The organism is Streptomyces sp. SM18 (genome assembly GCF_002910775.2).
Taxonomy (GTDB): Bacteria; Actinomycetota; Actinomycetes; order Streptomycetales; family Streptomycetaceae; genus Streptomyces; species Streptomyces halstedii.
In genome coordinates, this window is sequence record NZ_CP029342.1 from 6,271,829 (window position 1) to 6,287,120 (window position 15,292).

At 72.0% G+C, this 15,292-nt stretch carries 13 protein-coding genes; 6 read left to right on the top strand and 7 right to left on the bottom strand.

What is annotated here, in order from left to right; all coding sequences use genetic code 11:
* Positions 1-49: 49 nt before the first annotated feature.
* Positions 50-433, bottom strand: coding sequence for a VOC family protein (locus B9S64_RS27880; RefSeq protein ID WP_103491445.1), 384 nt, complete (start codon positions 431-433; stop codon positions 50-52).
* A 123-nt stretch (positions 434-556) separates the two neighbouring features.
* Here B9S64_RS27880 and B9S64_RS27885 point away from each other — a divergent pair, with 123 nt between their 5' ends.
* On the top strand, positions 557-2,053 hold the full coding sequence (locus tag B9S64_RS27885) for an MFS transporter (protein ID WP_103491444.1): 1,497 nt from the start codon (positions 557-559) through the stop codon (positions 2,051-2,053).
* Complete coding sequence (locus tag B9S64_RS27890; RefSeq protein ID WP_103491443.1) at positions 2,050-3,099, top strand: glutathione S-transferase family protein; 1,050 nt, start codon at positions 2,050-2,052, stop codon at positions 3,097-3,099. Before B9S64_RS27885 ends, B9S64_RS27890 begins: the two co-directional genes overlap by 4 nt.
* Before the next feature lie 102 nt (positions 3,100-3,201).
* Here B9S64_RS27890 and B9S64_RS27895 read toward each other — a convergent pair whose 3' ends face one another.
* Positions 3,202-4,071, bottom strand: coding sequence for a DMT family transporter (locus B9S64_RS27895; RefSeq protein WP_103491451.1), 870 nt, complete (start codon positions 4,069-4,071; stop codon positions 3,202-3,204).
* Positions 4,072-4,220: 149 nt separating this feature from the next.
* On the opposite strand from B9S64_RS27895, the gene B9S64_RS27900 reads away from it, so the two are divergent.
* On the top strand, positions 4,221-5,342 hold the full coding sequence (locus B9S64_RS27900) for a winged helix DNA-binding domain-containing protein (RefSeq protein ID WP_103491442.1): 1,122 nt from the start codon (positions 4,221-4,223) through the stop codon (positions 5,340-5,342).
* 90 nt (positions 5,343-5,432) lie between these two features.
* Here B9S64_RS27900 and B9S64_RS27905 read toward each other — a convergent pair whose 3' ends face one another.
* Positions 5,433-6,278 (bottom strand): response regulator transcription factor, encoded by an 846-nt coding sequence (locus B9S64_RS27905; protein ID WP_103491441.1) that lies wholly within the window; start codon positions 6,276-6,278, stop codon positions 5,433-5,435.
* Between the two features lie 118 nt (positions 6,279-6,396).
* Between B9S64_RS27905 and B9S64_RS27910 the strand changes: the two genes are divergently transcribed.
* Positions 6,397-8,073: an AMP-binding protein gene (locus B9S64_RS27910; RefSeq protein WP_103491440.1), complete on the top strand. Its 1,677-nt coding sequence runs from the start codon at positions 6,397-6,399 to the stop codon at positions 8,071-8,073.
* Positions 8,070-9,680 (top strand): AMP-binding protein, encoded by a 1,611-nt coding sequence (locus B9S64_RS27915; RefSeq protein WP_103491439.1) that lies wholly within the window; start codon positions 8,070-8,072, stop codon positions 9,678-9,680. Before B9S64_RS27910 ends, B9S64_RS27915 begins: the two co-directional genes overlap by 4 nt.
* A 45-nt stretch (positions 9,681-9,725) precedes the next feature.
* On the opposite strand, the gene B9S64_RS27920 is transcribed toward B9S64_RS27915, so the two are convergent.
* The 3 genes from B9S64_RS27920 to B9S64_RS27930 all read right to left on the bottom strand — a co-directional run bounded on the left by B9S64_RS27920 (position 9,726) and on the right by B9S64_RS27930 (position 11,277).
* Positions 9,726-9,947 carry a hypothetical protein gene (locus tag B9S64_RS27920; protein ID WP_103491438.1) on the bottom strand — a complete coding sequence of 74 codons (222 nt, stop codon included), beginning with the start codon at positions 9,945-9,947 and terminating at the stop codon, positions 9,726-9,728.
* Positions 9,948-10,018: 71 nt separating this feature from the next.
* Positions 10,019-10,546 (bottom strand): GNAT family N-acetyltransferase, encoded by a 528-nt coding sequence (locus B9S64_RS27925; RefSeq protein ID WP_103491437.1) that lies wholly within the window; start codon positions 10,544-10,546, stop codon positions 10,019-10,021.
* 20 nt (positions 10,547-10,566) lie between these two features.
* A complete protein-coding gene (locus B9S64_RS27930) occupies positions 10,567-11,277 on the bottom strand; it encodes a hypothetical protein (protein WP_103491436.1) in 711 nt (236 codons plus the stop codon).
* A gap of 241 nt (positions 11,278-11,518) precedes the next feature.
* On the opposite strand from B9S64_RS27930, the gene gcl reads away from it, so the two are divergent.
* On the top strand, positions 11,519-13,303 hold the full coding sequence (gene gcl, locus B9S64_RS27935; RefSeq protein ID WP_181012302.1) for a glyoxylate carboligase: 1,785 nt from the start codon (positions 11,519-11,521) through the stop codon (positions 13,301-13,303).
* Between the two features lie 486 nt (positions 13,304-13,789).
* On the opposite strand, the gene B9S64_RS27940 is transcribed toward gcl, so the two are convergent.
* Positions 13,790-15,247 (bottom strand): catalase, encoded by a 1,458-nt coding sequence (locus B9S64_RS27940; RefSeq protein ID WP_103491434.1) that lies wholly within the window; start codon positions 15,245-15,247, stop codon positions 13,790-13,792.
* Between the last annotated feature and the right edge of the window lie 45 nt (positions 15,248-15,292).

Here is a 15,292-nt window from a genome sequence, read left to right on the forward strand (position 1 = left end):
TCCCTGGCGGGCGCACGACGACCGCTACGGCACGTCCCGCGTCGTCGGGTCAGCGTCGGGCCGCCAGGGAGAACGAGTGGCCCGCCGGGTCCGCGTAGACGCGTACGTCGTGGGAGCCGATGGTCGTGTCGCCCGTGTCCACCGGGCGGGCGCCCAGGCCCACCGCCTCGCGTTCCGCCTCGTCCATCGCGCCCGGGTCGACCAGGATGCGCAGATGCGCCTGCTGGGCGTCCTCCGGGCGGGGCCAGCTCGGCGGGGCGTAGCCGTGGTCGCGGCGGACCGCCAGGTGGACACCGCTGTTGCCGACGACCTCGACGAAGTCGGGATCGTTCCCGACGCGCGTCTCGGCGTCCAGCAGGGCGGCGTAGAACCCGGCGAGTTCCAGCGGTTCGGCACAGTCCAGGACCAGAACACTCGTCTTCCCTACAGTCATGGGTCCCGTGTACCCCTGACGGTGCCGCGTACGCGGCCGTGGGCCCGGGTGCGCGGCCCGACACCGTACGCCGTGCCGCGCTGGTCCCCCGGAGAACGGCGGCCTGCCCGTAGGGTCGGGGCCATGGCTGAGCGTACGGGTGACCAGGCCACAGGCACGTCCGGTCCCGGCCCTTCCGATCCCATGCGCTGGCGCGCCCTCGGGGTCTGCCTCGTCGCCGGGTTCATGACGCTGCTCGACGTGTCCATCGTCAATGTGGCGCTGCCCTCCATCAAGGCCGGCCTGAACACCCCGGAGTCCGACCTCCAGTGGGTGCTGTCCGGCTACGCCCTGACCTTCGGACTGGTCCTGATCCCCGGCGGCAGACTGGGGGACGCGCGGGGCCGCCGGGCCGTGTTCATGACCGGGCTGGCCCTGTTCACCCTGGCCTCCGCCGCCTGCGGGGCCGCCCAGTCCAGCACCTGGCTGGTCGTCGCCCGGCTGATCCAGGGCGCGGCCGGCGGGCTCCTCTCGCCGCAGATCTCGGCACTGATCCAGCAGATGTTCTCGGGCCGTGAACGGGGCCGGGCCTTCGGCATGTTCGGCACCGTCGTCGGCATCTCCACCGCCGTCGGCCCGCTGCTGGGCGGGGTGCTGATCCAGTTCGCCGGAGCCGAGGAGGGGTGGCGCTGGGTCTTCTACGTCAACCTGCCCATCGGTGCCGTCTGCCTGGTCCTCGCCCACCGGCTGCTGCCCGACACCCCGTCGGCGGGCCGGGTGCGGCCCCGTGACCTGGATCCGCTCGGGGTGCTGCTGCTCGGCGCCGGGGTGCTGTCGCTGCTGCTGCCGTTCGTCCAGGCCCAGCAGTGGCCCGGCAACACCAAGTGGCTGCTCGTGGTGCTCGCGGCGCTGCTGCTCGCCGCGTTCGTCGGCTGGGAGTCGCGGTGTTCGCGGCGCCGGGTGCAGCCCGTCCTGGACCTCGCGCTGTTCCGCTTCCGGTCCTTCTGGCTGGGCTGCCTGATGATCCTGATGTACTTCGCCGGGTTCACCTCGATCTTCTTCATCACCACCCTCTACCTCCAGTCCGGGCTGCATTACAGCGCGCTGGAGGCGGGTCTGGCCATCACCCCGTTCGCGCTCGGCGCGGGCGGCTCGGCGGGCATCGGGGGACGGCTCGTCAACCGCTTCGGACGGCCGCTGATCGTGGTGGGCCTCGTCATGGTGGCCCTGGGGCTCGGACTCACCGCCATGGCCGTACACCTGGTGCCGGGCCGGGGCGCCGGGCTCGCGATGGCGGCACCGCTGCTGCTGGCCGGGCTCGGCAGCGGACTGGTCATCGCCCCCAACCAGACCCTCACCCTGTCCGAGGTGCCAGTGCACAACGCGGGCAGCGCCGGGGGCACCCTCCAGACCAGCCAGCGGGTCGGCTCGGCCATCGGTATCGCGGCGGTCGGCTCGGTGTTCTTCTCCCGGCTGGGCCGTGACGACTGGGCCCCGGCCTACGACCACGGGCTGGTGGTGTCCACCGCGTTCGTCCTTGCCGGGCTGATCGTGGCCCTCGCCGATGTCCTGGCCGGGCGACGGGGAAGGAGACGCCAGGAGAAGGCCGAAGCCACCGACCAGCCGAGGAGCAGTCCATGAGCAGCACACCGGCCGCCCGGGAACCCGACGACCGCGAACCGAACGCGAACAGCACGTACGGCCACAAGCCCTTCAAGCGGTCCCGCAGCCACTTCGCCGACCGGATCACCGCCGACGGGCGTGACGGCTGGCCCGTCGAGGCGGGACGCTACCGGCTCGTCGTCAGCCGGGCCTGCCCCTGGGCGAGCCGCGCCCTGGTCTCCCGCAGGCTGCTCGGTCTGGAGGACGCCCTGTCGCTGGCCGTCGCCGATCCCATCCAGGACGACCGCAGCTGGCGCTTCACCCTCGACGAGGGCGGCAGGGACCCGGTCCTCGGCATCCACTACCTCGGCGAGGCCTACGACGCCCGGGAGCACGACTACCCCGGCGGCGTCAGCGTCCCCGCGATCGTCGACATCCCCACCCGCACCCTGGTCACCAACGACTACCAGCAACTCACCCTGGACCTGGCCACCGAGTGGACCGCCCTGCACCGTCCCGGCGCGCCCGACCTCTACCCGGAGCGGCTGCGCGACGAGATCGACACGGTGATGGACGGCATCTACCGGGACGTCAACAACGGTGTCTACCGGGCCGGTTTCGCCGGTGAGCAGGGTGAGTACGAGGCCGCGTACACCGATGTGTTCCGCCGCCTGGACCTGGTCTCCGAACGGCTGGCGGGACAGCGGTACCTGGTGGGGGACACCCTCACCGAGGCGGACATCCGGCTCTTCACCACCCTGGTGCGCTTCGACGCCGTCTACCACGGCCACTTCAAGTGCAACCGGAACAAGCTCACCGAGGACCCCGTCCTGTGGGCGTACGCCCGTGACCTCTACCAGACGCCCGGATTCGGTGACACGGTCGACTTCGACCACATCAAGCGGCACTACTACCAGGTGCACACCGGCATCAACCCGACCGGCATCGTGCCGCTCGGACCCGACCTGTCCGGCTGGCTGACCCCGCACCACCGCGAGGAGCTGGGCGGCCGGCCGTTCGGCGACGGCACCCCGCCGGGCCCGGTACCGCCCGGCGAGGAGATCCCGGCCGCGGGCCGCCCCTGACCCGGCTCCCGCCCCGAGTCCGCCCCGCCTCCGGGGGTTCCGGTCCCGTACCCCCCGTATCCCCTTCCGGGTACGGGGGGTACGGGGGTACGCGGACGGGGCTCACTTCACGCGTGGAGGAGGCTGCGGCCCGCCGCCCGCCAGCGGTGAACGGGCCAGGACCACACAGCCGACGGCGATCAGGGCCACCGCGATCAACTGCGGCAGCAGCCACCATCCGGTACGCAACCGCTCACCGAACAGGGTCACCCCGTACGTGATGCTGATCAGCGCGTCCCCCAGCGTCAGCATCGGCTGTACCGCCGCCAGCGTGCCGGCCTGCAGGGCGTTCTGGAGGATGAAGAGCGCGCCGACCCCGGCCGCCGCGGTGCCGTACAGCTGCCACGCCTTCACCAGGCCGATGAATCCGTCGCTCGTCAGCCGCGACATGGCGTCCTTCATCAGGGCGGCCGTCAGCGCGTACGCGCACGCGGCCGCCAGCCCCAGCAGTGCGGCCCGCGCGTTGCCCGAGATACGCATCGCGGAGGTGATCAGCGCGGCCTCGAAGACCCCGGTCACCACCAGCGCCGGAATCCAGGCCGTCCCCTGGACCTCGTCGGTGCCGCCGACCGGCGCGGCCGACGCCATGCCGAGCGCGAGCCCGAGCGTCACGGCGGCCACCCCGGTCCACACCGGGCGCGGCACCCGCACCCGCATGACGAACCCGGCGAGCAGCAGGGTCGCGGGCAGTTCGATGACGAAGATGGGCTGGACCACGGCGATCGGCCCGGTGGCCAGCGCCACCGCCTGGCAGACGGCCGCGACGATCACCATGCCGATCCCGCCCAGCCACACCGGCTGGCGCAGCAGATGACCCACCAGCGACAGACGCATCGCCTCGCCGGAGGGGACCTTGAGGGCGGCGCGGCGCTGGAGCACCGAGGCGGAGCCGTTGCTGAGCGCGGTGAGGACGGCGAACAGGACACTGATCACCCGCACCATGATGGGGGCCCGGGACCGTTTGCCCGTGCTGCCACGGGCACCTCCGAGTGTCGGGTTTCCACCGGGCGCCGCCGGTGGCCCCCCGTGGCGCGTCCGGAGCACGCGCGTGCGCTGTCAGTGCCCCCCGATAGCGTGCTCCCATGGTCGCGAAGACGAGCCCTCCCGTCCTGTCCCGCCGCGCGCTCAACCGCGCCACCCTGGAGCGGCAGTCGCTGCTCCGGCGCGCCACGGTGCCCGCGAAGGACATGGTCGCCCGGCTGGTCGGCCTCCAGGCGCAGAACACCCGGCCCCCGTACTTCCAGCTGTACGCCCGGATCGAGGGCTTCGACCCGATGGAGCTGTCCGCGCTGATGGAGTCGCGTGAGGTGGTCCGGATCGTCACCCTGCGCTCCACCATCCACACGCACACCGCCGATGACGCGCTCACCCTGCGGCCGCTGGTGCAGCCGGCCCGTGAGCGGGAGCTGAAGGTCTTCCGGCACGGGCTGACGGGCGTGGACCTGGAGCGGCTCGCCGCCGTCAGCCGGACGCTCGTTGAGGAGCGGCCCCGCACCATGAAGGAGCTACGGGACGCGCTGCTCGTCCACTGGCCGGACGCCGAACCACGTGCCCTGTCGACCGCCGCCCGGTGCCTGCTCCCCCTGGTCCAGGTCACCCCGCGCGGACTGTGGGGGCGCGGCGGGCAGGTCGCGCTCACGACCGTCGAGCACTGGCTCGGCCGCCCCTCCGAGCCGGCACCCGCCCCCGACGCGACGGTCCTGCGCTACCTCGGCGCCTTCGGTCCCGCCTCGGTGAAGGACATGCAGACGTGGGCGGGCGTCACCCGGCTCCGTGAGGTCTTCGAACGGCTGCGGCCCCGGCTGGTCACCTTCCGCGACGAGCACGGCGTGGAGCTCTTCGACCTGCCCGACGCACCGCGCCCGGACCCGGACACCCCCGCCCCGCCGCGCTTCCTGCCCGCATTCGACAACGTCCTGCTCGGCCACGCCGACCGGACCCGCGTCATCCCGCCCGCCTACCGCAACCGCAACGGCGTGGGCAACCAGGTGTACGGAACGGTCCTGTACGACGGGTACTTCGCGGCGATCTGGCGCCTGGACCAGACAGGGGACACGGCGACGGTGACCGTCCAGACCCTCGGGGACCTCGGCCCGGCAGCGCGCGAGGAGATCACCGGGGAGGCCGTCCGGATGCTGGCGGTGATGTCCGACGCCACCGTCCACGACGTGCGGTACGCCCCGTTCGTCGACTTCGGCGACTGAGTACGCGCACCGGCGGCCCGGCCTGGTCCGCCAGGGGCGGCCACGCACTCAGGACACGCGGCCCCCGCTCCAAGGACACGCGCCCCGCCCCTAAGGCAGCAGCCCCACCCGGCGTGCGGCCACCACCGCCTCCAGCCGGGTGTGCGCCCCCAGCTTCCGCATCGCCGAGCGCAGATAGGCCTTCACCGTCTCCGGCCGCAGCCCCAGCCGCTCGGCCGCCACCGCGTTCGTCGCCCCCGACGCCACACAGGCGAGCACGTCCACCTCGCGCGGGGCCAGCCGCACGTACCTCGTCTCGGGCGGGCGGTCGCTTCCGGTGGCCGAGGCGAGCCGCCCGCAGACCACCAGCAGCTCGTCGCGGAGGTCCGGATCCGCGATCCTCGGCGCCAGTGCGCGCAGCTCCCGGTGCGCCTCGCGTACGTCCTCCCAGACACCGGGGCCCTCCCCGGCACCGGACAACTGCTCCCGGGTGGTGGTGAGCAACTGCCGGACCTCGTCCCGGACGGCCAGCGCCTGCTCCACGTCACGGGCCGCCGACGCCGCCGCGTCGAACGTACGGTCGCCGAGGGCGAGCGGGGTGCGCAGGGCCCCGTACAGCACGCCGCGCACCCGGCGGCGCACCACCACGGGCACCGCGACGACCGAACGCAGGCCCTCCGCAGCCACGGCCGTGTCGTACTCGTGGCTGATGTGGCGGGCCGAGGCGTAGTCGGTCACCGCGCAGGGCCGGGACAGGGCCATCGCCTTGCCGCCGAGGCCGCTGCCCGCCGAGATGACGAGCCCGCGCAGCGCGGAGGTCTGCGCGCCGTTCAGCTCCGCGATGCGCGCGTGCCGGGCGTCGGACAGGAGGCCGCCGAACACCACCGGCAGCCCGCTCGTACGGCGCAGTCTCAGCAGGGCCGCCTGCACCTCGGTCGCCTCGCCCGGTTCTGCCACGGGACGCGCCCCCCGCTCTCTCGGTGGTACCCCCGTTCGGGGGTGGTGAGATCTGGGTCACTGTTCACATGATGTTAAGGCCCGTCGTCACCAGACGGGTCCGCAACGAGGAGGGCACATGTCGGCAACCAGTGCGACGGAGACGTTCCGGGCAGCCCGGGACTACCTGCTGGAGCACCGCGAGGACTACGCGACGGCCTGCGCGGGCTTCCGCTGGCCCCGGTCGCCCCACTTCAACTGGGCCCTCGACTGGTTCGACGTCATCGCCGAGGACAACGACCGCACCGCTCTGCACATCGTGGAGGAGGACGGCACCCGTACCGAGGTGTCCTTCGCGGAGATGGCCGCCCGGTCGAACCGGGCCGCGAACTGGATGCGGTCCCAGGGCGTCGCGGCCGGTGACCGCGTCCTGGTCGTGCTCGGCAACCAGACCGAGCTGTGGGAGACCGCCCTCGCCGCGATGAAACTGCGCGCCGTCGTCATCCCCGCCACCCCGCTGCTGGGCCCCCCCGACCTGCGCGACCGGGTCGAACGCGGCAGGGTCCGGCACGTCCTCGTACGGTCGGCGGACACCGCGAAGTTCGACGAGGTGCCCGGCGACTACACCCGGATCGCGGTCGGTGAGGACGTCGAGGGCTGGCTCTCCTACCGGGGCGCCGACGAGGCGTCCGACACCTTCACGCCGGACCGGGAGACCGACGCCGACGAAGCCCTGATGCTGTACTTCACCTCCGGGACGACCGCGAGCCCCAAGCTGGTCGAGCACACCCATGTGTCCTACCCGGTCGGCCACCTGTCCACGATGTACTGGATCGGGCTCAAGCCCGGCGACGTCCATCTGAACATCTCCTCGCCCGGCTGGGCGAAGCACGCCTGGTCGAACCTCTTCGCCCCGTGGAGCGCCGAGGCCACCGTCTTCATCTTCAACTACACCCGCTTCGACGCGGCCCGGCTGATGGCGGAGATGGACCGCTCCTCGGTGACGAGCTTCTGCGCACCGCCGACCGTCTGGCGCATGCTCATCCAGGCCGACCTGTCCCAGCTGAGGACACCGCCGCGGGAGGTCGTCGCCGCCGGTGAGCCGCTCAACCCCGAGGTCATCGAGACCGTCCGGAGGCTCTGGGGCGTCACCATCCGGGACGGCTTCGGACAGACCGAGACCGCCGTCCAGGTCGCCAACACCCCGGGGCAGTTGCTGAAGGCGGGCTCGATGGGGCGCCCCAGCCCCGGTTTCACCGTCGAACTGCTGGATCCGGTGACCGGTGAACCGGGGGTGAGCGAGGGGGAGATCTCCCTCGACCTGTCCGACGCCCCGGTCGGGCTGATGACGGGCTACCACGGCGACCCGGAGCGCACCGCGCGCGCGATGGCCGGCGGCTACTACCGCACCGGGGACATCGGCTCCCGGGACGAGGACGGCTACATCACGTACATCGGCCGGAGCGACGACGTCTTCAAGGCCAGCGACTACAAGATCTCGCCGTTCGAGCTGGAGAGCGCCCTGCTGGAGCACGAGGCGGTCGCGGAGGCGGCGGTCGTCCCGGCCCCCGACCCGCTGCGGCTCGCCGTGCCGAAGGCGTACGTGGTCCTCGCGGAGGGCTGGGAGCCCGGCCCGGACACCGCGAAGGTGCTCTTCGCGCACTCCCGGTCCGTCCTCGCTCCCTACAAGCGGATCCGCAGGATCGAGTTCGCCGAGCTGCCCAAGACCGTCTCCGGCAAGATCCGCCGGATCGAACTGCGCGAGGCGACCGCCCGGGGTGCCGGCACCGAGTTCGACGAGGGGGACCTGCGATGACCGGCGAACTGTCCTACGCGCACGGCACCGGCACCACGCCCCTGCTCGGTGACACCATCGGGCGCAACCTCGCCCGCGCCGTCGAGGCATTCCCGGAACGCGAGGCCCTGGTGGACGTGGCCTCCGGGCGCCGCTGGACTTACGCCGAGTTCGGCGCGGCCGTCGAGGAGCTGGCGCGGGGGCTGATGGCGTCCGGCGTGGCCAAGGGCGACCGGGTCGGCATCTGGGCCGTCAACTGCCCGGAGTGGGTGCTCGTCCAGTACGCGACGGCCCGCGTCGGCGCCGTCATGGTCAACATCAATCCGGCCTACCGGGCGCACGAACTGCGCTTCGTGCTCGACCAGGCCGGGATCTCCCTGCTCGTCGCCTCGCTCAGCCACCGCACCAGCGACTACCGCGCCCTGGTGGAGCAGGTCCGCGCCGACTGCCCGGAGCTCAGGTCCGTCCACCACATCGGTGACGCGTCCTGGGACGAGCTGCTCCGGGCCGCCGCCTCGGTCACCCCCGAGGAGCTGGCCGCCCGTGAGGCCGGGCTGTCCTGCGACGACCCGATCAACATCCAGTACACCTCGGGCACCACCGGATTCCCCAAGGGAGCCACCCTCTCCCACCACAACATCCTCAACAACGGGTACTTCGTGGGTGAGCTGGTCGCCTACACCGAGCACGACCGGGTCTGTCTGCCCGTGCCCTTCTACCACTGCTTCGGCATGGTCATGGGCAACCTGGGCATCACCTCGCACGGCGCCTGCATCGTGATCCCCGGCCCGGCCTTCGAACCCGCCGCCGTGCTCGAAGCCGTCCAGCGGGAGCGCTGCACCTCGCTCTACGGCGTCCCCACCATGTTCATCGCGGAACTGAACCTGCCGGACTTCGACTCCTACGACCTCTCCTCGCTGCGGACCGGGATCATGGCCGGATCACCTTGCCCGGTGGAGGTGATGAAGCGGGTCGTCGCGGAGATGCACATGGACGAGGTGTCCATCTGCTACGGGATGACGGAGACCTCCCCGGTCTCCACCCAGACCCGCCGTGACGACGACCTGGAGCGCCGCACCGGCACCGTGGGGCGGGTGCTGCCGCACATCGAGGTCAAGGTGATCGACCCCGTGACGGGGGTGACCCTGCCGCGCGGTGAGGCCGGTGAGCTGTGCACGCGCGGGTACAGCGTGATGCTCGGCTACTGGAACGAGCCGGAACGGACGGCGGACGCCGTCGACGCGGGCCGCTGGATGCACACCGGAGACCTCGCGGTGATGCGGGAGGACGGATACGTCCAGGTGGTCGGCCGGATCAAGGACATGATCATCCGGGGCGGGGAGAACGTGTACCCCAGGGAGATCGAGGAGTTCCTCTACGGACATCCGAAGATCGCCGACGTCCAGGTGGTCGGGGTGCCGGACGAGACCTACGGCGAGGAGATCCTGGCCTGTGTCATCCCCCGCGACCACGCCGACCCGCCGACCCTGGAGGACCTGACGGCCTACTGCCGCGAGCAGTTGGCGCACTACAAGATCCCGCGCCGGCTGCGCGTCCTCGAAGCGTTCCCGATGACGGTCAGCGGCAAGGTCCGCAAGATCGAACTGCGCGAGGGGTACGGGGAGTAGGGGCGGAGCAGGGCGTGGGGCCGGGGCGGGTGGACCGCCCCGGCGTCAGGCCGCCTCGGTCATGCCGGAGCCTGTACCGCGCGTGGCGGCGGCCCATTCGATGAGCAGGATCTCGTACTTCGCGGACTCCACGGACGACCAGTCCTGGCCGGCCCGCTCGTCCACGAGCGCACGGATCGCCTCGTTCGCCTCGACGACGGCCGGGTGGGTCGGCTGCGTCGGGGAAACAGGTGCGGAGTGGGTGGAAAGGCGTGGAGTTAAGACCATGCCTTCACTCTACGTCCCCACACTGACAACAGCCCGAACATATGTGGCTCCCGGGGCGGGGGTGACCGAAATCATGCCCCGGGCCGGGAGGGGAGTTCCCGGCGCATACAGACCCGCGGCCACCGGTCCAGGCCGTGTTCCGCCTCCTGGCCCCTGATCCCGCGCAGCTCCTCGCCCACCTCGTCCGCCGCCAGAGTCCGGAATCCGATGCGCTCGTAGTACGGGGCGTTCCACGGGACCCGGGCGAAGGTGGTGAGGGTGAGGGCGTCCGCCCCCCGTGCGGCGGCCCAGTCGGCGAGCCGGTCGATGAGCGCGCGGCCGACGCCCCGGCGGGCGGCGGCGGGGGCCACCGAGACCTGCTCGATGTGGGCCGCCCCGTCCACCAGGTCCGCGAGCAGATAGCCGACCGGGCGGTCGTCCGCTTCGTCGGCCGCCACCCAGCACCGGCCGGCGCGCGCGTACTCCTCCAGCACGTCGAGCGGCGGGGGTTCGTCGTCGGCGACGGAGTCCATGCCGAGCTGCCGGAACGGCTCACCGGCGGCGCGTTCGATGTCCTGGAGCAGCGGCAGTTCGGCGCGGCGGGCGGGGCGTATGAGCATGGGACAAGTATGGCGGGCGGTCAGGGGCCGGTGCCGACCAATTCCTCGGCCGGGCCGTTGACCGGCTGAGGGGTGCCCGTGAGGTCCATGACGAAGAGCGGGATGGCGAGGCCGTCACCGCGTTCCCTGGCGTCGTCGGCGTACCCCGCGAGGGAGAAGAAGACGCTGGTCACCGAGGAGTTGAGGGCGTTCAGCCAGAGGCACTCGACATCGCGCAGGGCGGTCGGCCGGGTGGTCGAGTCGACCTGCGCGATCAGCCCGGCCGCCCGCAGGTCGATCCGGGACGGCGGGCGCACCTCCGGCTGGACGACGTCGCGGTAGCCCAGCCAGGTCAGATACAGCGCGGCGGCCCCGACCGCGTCGCGTGCCGTACGGATCACCAGGGGCCTGAACGGCGGGCGCGGGTGCGTGGCGGTGCCGGGCGGCGGGATGTGCGACCGGGCGGGGGAAGCGGGAGAGCTGCCCCGGGTGGCGACCGGGCGCACCGGTATGCGCAGCACCGCCCCGCAGGGGCAGCAGAGTTCGGGGTGCGGCCACTGGTCGCGGCGTCCGCAGCTGTGGCAGCGGACGCTCACCCAGTCGTCCGTCCAGGTCCGGTGCGTGACCGGCTCGGCCGGGGCGCCGCGCAGCAGCGGCGGGGCGGTCGGCGCGCCGCACGGGCACGGGTACACCGGGGTGACGTACGCGTGGTCGCGCCGGCAGACCGGGCAGCGCACCGGTACGTGTTCCACGATCCGTCCCCCTGCCGCCGCGGGCACCGCGGCCGGTGCCCCGTCGGCCCATCGTCCACCAAGAGGCGTGCCCGGGGCAGCGGATCGGCGTACTTCGCACACGCGGCACTCCCTTGACGGGCATCCCGCGCCGGCTCTAGATTACTTCCGTATAGCAGAACACGTTTTCCGTAATGTGGAAACAATGCTCTCAGGTGGCGCGACAGAGCCCGAATCCACCCGGTCCGAGCAGGAGTACTCCATGCCCCGTATGACCGCTGCCCGAGCGGCAGTCGAGATCCTCAAGCGCGAAGGCGTGAGCAACGCGTTCGGTGTGCCGGGTGCGGCGATCAACCCCTTCTACGCGGCGCTCAAGGCCGCCGGCGGGGTGCGTCACACCCTGGCCCGCCACGTCGAGGGCGCCTCCCACATGGCGGAGGGCTACACCCGCGCCGCCGTCGGGAACATCGGCGTCTGCATCGGTACGTCCGGCCCGGCCGGCACCGACATGATCACCGGCCTGTACTCCGCCATCGCCGACTCCGTGCCGATCCTCTGCGTCACGGGCCAGGCCCCGACGGCCGTGCTCCACAAGGAGGACTTCCAGGCCGTGGACATCGCGGCCGTCGCCGCCCCGGTGACCAAGGCCGCCACGACGGTCCTGGAGGCCGCCCAGGTCCCCGGCGTCTTCCAGCAGGCCTTCCACCTCATGCGCATCGGACGGCCCGGCCCGGTCCTCATCGACCTGCCGATCGACGTGCAGCTGACCGAGATCGAGTTCGACCCCGAGCTGTACGAGCCGCTGCCGGTGCACAAGCCCGCGGCGAGCCGCCGGCAGATCGAGCGCGCGCTCGACATGCTGGAGGCGTCCGAACGCCCGCTCATCGTCGCGGGCGGCGGGATCATCAATGCCGACGCCTGCGAACTCCTCGTGGAATTCGCCGAGTTGGCGGGCGTTCCGGTCGTCCCCACCCTGATGGGCTGGGGCATCCTCCCCGACGACCACGACCTCAACGCGGGCATGGTCGGCCTCCAGACCTCGCACCGCTACGGCAACGCGAACTTCCTGGAGTCCGACTTCGTCCTCGGCATCGGCAACCGCTGGGCCAACCGCCACACCGGCAGGCTCGACGTCTACACCGAGGGACGCACCTTCGTCCACGTCGACGTCGAACCCACCCAGCTGGGCAGGATCTTCGCCCCGGACCTCGGCATCGCTTCCGACGCCCGCGCCGCGCTGGCCCTGTTCGTGGAGGTGGCCCGCGAACGCGAGGCGGCGGGCCGGCTGAAGGACCGTTCGGCGTGGGCGGCGTCCACCCAGGAGCGCAGGGCTGCGCTCCAGCGGCGGACCCACTTCGACCAGGTGCCGCTCAAGCCGCAGCGCGTCTACGAGGAGATGAACCGCGCCTTCGGACCGGAGACCCGTTACGTCAGCACCATCGGCCTCTCCCAGATCGCCGGCGCGCAGATGCTCCACGTCTACCGGCCGCGCCACTGGATCAACTGCGGCCAGGCCGGCCCGCTGGGCTGGACCATCCCGGCCGCGCTCGGCGTCGCCACCGCCGACCCGGACGGCTCGGTCGTCGCGCTCTCCGGCGACTACGACTTCCAGTTCATGCTGGAGGAACTGGCCGTCGGCGCCCAGCACCGCATCCCGTACGTCCACGTGCTGGTGAACAACTCCTACCTGGGGCTCATCCGGCAGGCGCAGCGCGCCTTCGACATCGACTTCCAGGTCAACCTGGAGTTCGAGAACCTCAACTCCCCGGAGCTGGGCGTCTACGGCGTGGACCACGTCAAGGTCGTCGAGGGCCTCGGCTGCAAGGCCATCCGGGTCACGGAACCGGACCAGTTGCTGCCGGCGTTCGAGGAGGCGAAGAAGCTGGCGGCCGAGCACCGGGTGCCGGTCGTGGTGGAGGCGATCCTGGAGCGGGTCACGAACATCTCGATGAGCGGGACGGACATCGCGTCGGTCAACGAGTTCGAGGAGCTGGCGACCGAGCCGGGCCACGCGCCCACGGCCGTCCGCCCGTTGACGGTGTCCTGAGCCGCTTACGCGGCCCGGTCCGCACGGCACCGGCCTCCACGACAGCCCCTGGCGGTCGTCGTGGAGGCCGGTGCCGTGTCCGGTGCCGCCGCGCCCACGGGCCGTCCGGGGCTGCGGCCCGTCCAGGTGCGGGTCCGTCCGGGTCGGGGGCCGTCCGGGGCGAGGTCCGGGTCCGGGTACGCGTCCACGGGGACACCGGCCGTGCGGCGCGGGGCCGGGACGGCGACGGTGACGGTGACGGTGACGGCGCAAAGGGGTGGGGCGCACGGAAGGATCCGTGCGCCCCACCCCGTTCTCGTGCTCACGGCGACCGCGGCGGCGAGTGGCGGCCCGAGTACGGTCCGGCCCCCTCAGGTCCGGGGCCGGACCGCCGGGCCCTTCGCCACCGCACTGGCGTCCCCCACCGCCGCGGTCCCGTCCTGCCGGCGCCCCGCCGCACCCCTCATCCGGGTGCGCGGCGCCGACAGGGCCCTGGGAAGGGAGGTGTCAGTCCTCGCGCAGGGCGTGGACGGCCTCCTCCACGCGCGCGCCGTACTCGGGGTCGGCGGCGCGGAAGTGGGCGATGTTCTTCTCGATCACGTCGTCGCGGGTGACCCGCGCGAGGCCGCCCGCGATGGTGGCGATCAGCCGGTTCTTCTCGTCCGCCGACATCAGCCGGTAGAGCTCGCCCGCCTGGAAGAAGTCGTCGTCCTTCGGGTGCGCGGGCGACGCGTGCGTCCCGGTCCAGCCGTGCACGGGCAGCGGGGCGGCCAGTGGCACCCCCGTCTGGGCGGGCCCGGCGTACGAGTTGGGCTCGTAGTTCTTGTCGTGGCGCGAGCCGTTGCGGGTGGCGTGCAGTCCGTCGCGTCCGTAGGTGTCGACGACGGGGGCCTTGGGCGCGTTGACCGGGAGCTGGGTGTGGTTGATGCCGAGCCGGTAGCGCTGCGCGTCCGCGTACGCGAACAGCCGGCCCTGGAGCATCTTGTCCGGGGACGGGCCGATGCCGGGCACGAAGTTGTTCGGCGAGAACGCCGCCTGCTCGACCTCGGCGAACACGTTGTCCGGGTTACGGTCCAGGACCAGGCGTCCCACCCGGCGCAGCGGGTGATCCGCGTGCGGCCACACCTTGGTGACGTCGAACGGGTCGAAGCGGTAGTCCGAGGCCTCGGCGGCCGGCATGACCTGGACGTACAGGGTCCAGGACGGGTTCACCCCGCGCTCGATGGCCTGGAGCAGGTCCGTCTGGTGCGAGGCGGCGTCCTGGCCGACCAGCTCGGCGGCCCGGTCCGAGTCCAGGGACCGCACGCCCTGGTTGGTCTTGAAGTGGTACTTGACGTAGAAGGCCTCGCCCTCCGCGTTCGTCCACTGGTAGGTGTGCGAGCCGTAGCCGTTCATGTGGCGGTAGGAGGCGGGGATGCCCCGGTCGCCCATCAGCCAGGTGACCTGGTGCGTCGCCTCGGGTGAGTGTGCCCAGAAGTCCCAGACGTTGTCCGGCTCCTGACGGCCCGTGAAGGGGTCGCGCTTCTGCGAGTGGATGAAGTCGGGGAACTTCACCGGGTCCTTGATGAAGAAGACCGGGGTGTTGTTGCCCACCAGGTCGTAATTGCCCTCGTCCGTATAGAACTTGAGGGCGAAGCCGCGTGGGTCGCGGACGGCGTCGGCGCCGCCGAGGGAGTCCGCGACCGTGGAGAAGCGGATGAACGTCTCGGTGCGCCGGCCCACCTCGGACAGGAAGTCCGCGCGGGTGAGGCCGGTGACGTCGTCCGTCACCTCGAAGTAGCCGTACGCGCCGGAGCCGCGGGCGTGCACCACGCGCTCCGGGACGCGCTCACGGTTGAAGCGGGCCAGCTTCTCCAGCAGATGCTGGTCCTGGAGGAGGAGTGGCCCGCCGGCGCCGGCGGTGGCGGAGTTCTGGTTGTCGGCGACCGGAGCGCCTGACTCGGTGGTGAGCACACGCGGGGACATGGAGACCTTCCGTACGGGGGCTGCTGACGGGCTGAGGAGCGTAGG

Coding starts and splice junctions, on each gene's coding strand:
- B9S64_RS27880 (WP_103491445.1), bottom strand. CDS start 433: ATGACTGTAGGGAAGACGAGTGTTCTGGTCCTGGACTGTGCCGAACCG.
- B9S64_RS27885 (WP_103491444.1), top strand. CDS start 557: ATGGCTGAGCGTACGGGTGACCAGGCCACAGGCACGTCCGGTCCCGGC.
- B9S64_RS27890 (WP_103491443.1), top strand. CDS start 2,050: ATGAGCAGCACACCGGCCGCCCGGGAACCCGACGACCGCGAACCGAAC.
- B9S64_RS27900 (WP_103491442.1), top strand. CDS start 4,221: ATGGTCGCGAAGACGAGCCCTCCCGTCCTGTCCCGCCGCGCGCTCAAC.
- B9S64_RS27910 (WP_103491440.1), top strand. CDS start 6,397: ATGTCGGCAACCAGTGCGACGGAGACGTTCCGGGCAGCCCGGGACTAC.
- B9S64_RS27915 (WP_103491439.1), top strand. CDS start 8,070: ATGACCGGCGAACTGTCCTACGCGCACGGCACCGGCACCACGCCCCTG.
- B9S64_RS27920 (WP_103491438.1), bottom strand. CDS start 9,947: ATGGTCTTAACTCCACGCCTTTCCACCCACTCCGCACCTGTTTCCCCG.
- B9S64_RS27925 (WP_103491437.1), bottom strand. CDS start 10,546: ATGCTCATACGCCCCGCCCGCCGCGCCGAACTGCCGCTGCTCCAGGAC.
- gcl (WP_181012302.1), top strand. CDS start 11,519: ATGCCCCGTATGACCGCTGCCCGAGCGGCAGTCGAGATCCTCAAGCGC.
- B9S64_RS27940 (WP_103491434.1), bottom strand. CDS start 15,247: ATGTCCCCGCGTGTGCTCACCACCGAGTCAGGCGCTCCGGTCGCCGAC.